The organism is Candidatus Frankia alpina (genome assembly GCF_902806485.1).
In the GTDB taxonomy this organism is placed as follows: domain Bacteria; phylum Actinomycetota; class Actinomycetes; order Frankiales; family Frankiaceae; genus Frankia; species Frankia alpina.
Window position 1 is genome coordinate 1 of sequence record NZ_CADCWT010000439.1, and the last position, 1,887, is coordinate 1,887.

Consider the following 1,887-nt stretch of genomic DNA (forward strand, 5'->3'; position numbering starts at 1 on the left):
TGGGATCGGCGGGGATCCGCGCCGACGTCCACGCCGCGGACACACCGTCGGTGGCCTGGCGGGTGGCCAGGGTGAGGACCGCCCAGCCACCCCGCGCCCCACCCGTGATCCGCAGCCGCAACGCGGTCCTAGCGCCGAGGAGCGCCCGGACGCTGTCGGTCTTGGCGGCCAGGGCCTTGACGGTCCAGGTGCCGTCGAGACGCACCTCGCAGCGGATCCCGCCCGGGCCGAGGGTCGGTGGGGTGGTGAGCGTGCCGGCCAGGCCCCGGCCGGCGGCATACGCCGCCCAGTACTCGGGGTGCAGCCGGTCGAGGAGCTGACGTTCCTCGACGGACACCGCCCCCTCCAGCGCAGCCGGGGCGACGGGCGCGTGGCGGCGGCCGAGGTAGAGAGCGGCGGCGTGCAGGCCGAGCAGGCCGGCGGACATCTCCACGAGCCAGTCCTGCGACGACAGCCACGACACCACCCCCGCCGGCACCGCATGGGCCTGCAGGGCCCGCTGGTACAGCCCCGCCGGGTAGGTCACCCGAGCGGCCCGCGCGTCGGCCCGAGCGGCCTTCCTGCGGCCCTTAGCGGTCTTGGCGGCGAGGCGGGCGGCGCGACGGCGGGCGGCCAGCGGGTTCGCGGAGGCCTCCCGGGCTGCCTTGCACTGGCTGCGGGCCTGCGCCACCGCCACCCCGGCCAACGCCCGAACCTGCCGGGCGTCGGCGAGTGCCGCCCGATGCTCCGGTGTCCGCAACTCGCGGCGCCGGCCGGCCTCCGCATCCCACCAGACCGCGAACGGGGCGCACGCCGGAGACAGCCCGTCGAGAACCGTCACCGCCGCCGTCGACGTCGCCCGCCACACCCGCACGGCAGCCGGGTCGGAGGCATCGGACACCGGCCGATCCGGGGTTGCAGAGGCCGGTTGTACCCCAGGAAACCGCGGGTTGCAGTTTCCTGGGAGTTTCCTAGTGGAAACCGCTCTGACCTGCAGGTTTCCAAGTTTCCTGGTTTCCTGGCTGGGGGCCCTACGCGTGCGCGCGCGAGGAAACCCGGTTTCCGGCCCGCTGCAACCCGACTCGGACGCCCCATCGGACGGGGAGGAGTGGGCGGTCATGCCGCACCACCGAACAGATCATCCTGGCCATCGCAGACCGGGCACAGCGGCCCCACCGGCGTCACGTCCAGCTGCCCGCGGCAGCGGGTGCACCGCCGCGGCGCCAGCGGGATGACGGTCAGGGCGATCCGCAGACTACGGGAGTCCACCAGCACGATCGACGGGCAGGCCTGGTACTGCGCGGTCAGCGCGAACCCGCACGCCCGGCAGCACACGGCCGGCCCGGCGGTGAGCTCGGCGGTGTGCCGACGGCGGATGTCCAACTCTTCGTCGGCGGTCGCCCTGCGGCCCGCCTTCAGGGCGGTGAGGATCACCGGGTCGAAGATCTCTTCGGGATGGTCGACCGTGACCGTGATCCGACCCGGACAGCGGGCACTCATGCCACACCACCCAGACGGGTGACGGGCGAAGCCTGGCGCGCAGATCCGCACGCAGGCAGGAAAAGATGACTCATAGCGGGCTCCTGTTTGCAGCAGGTGATCCGTTAGCCCTCGGGTCGGTGCTTGTTACACCGGCCCGGGGGCGCTTTTCGGCTGTGGGACGGAACGCTACGCACCAAACCCCGGGGAGTCAAGATGGTAGAGTAGTCGGTTATGAAGAAGTCCATCGATGACTTTGAACCACTACTTGACTACACAGACATAGCAGAGCTGGCAGGCGTCTCGGCTAAGGCGATACGTAGCTACAAGTGGAAGGGGATGCTGCCGGACCCCGACGTACAGACGTCGTCGCGTCGACCTCGCTGGAAGCTGTCGACCGTTCGTGCATGGCTGGAGAACCGCCCCGGC

3 protein-coding genes are annotated in these 1,887 nt (G+C 71.3%); 1 reads left to right on the plus strand and 2 read right to left on the minus strand.

Annotated elements, in window-relative coordinates:
• Both G6R25_RS23735 and G6R25_RS23740 read right to left on the minus strand, forming a co-directional pair.
• Positions 1–880 (minus strand): hypothetical protein (locus tag G6R25_RS23735; RefSeq protein WP_205447420.1); only part of this gene is annotated, 880 nt, incomplete at its 3' end.
• Between the two features lie 215 nt (positions 881–1,095).
• The gene (locus tag G6R25_RS23740) at positions 1,096–1,479 is read right to left on the minus strand and encodes a hypothetical protein (RefSeq protein ID WP_163554633.1); all 384 of its coding nucleotides are present in this window, start codon (positions 1,477–1,479) and stop codon (positions 1,096–1,098) included.
• A 213-nt stretch (positions 1,480–1,692) separates the two neighbouring features.
• On the opposite strand from G6R25_RS23740, the gene G6R25_RS25665 reads away from it, so the two are divergent.
• On the plus strand, positions 1,693–1,887 hold a 195-nt coding region (locus G6R25_RS25665), incomplete at its 3' end, for a helix-turn-helix transcriptional regulator (RefSeq protein WP_205447422.1).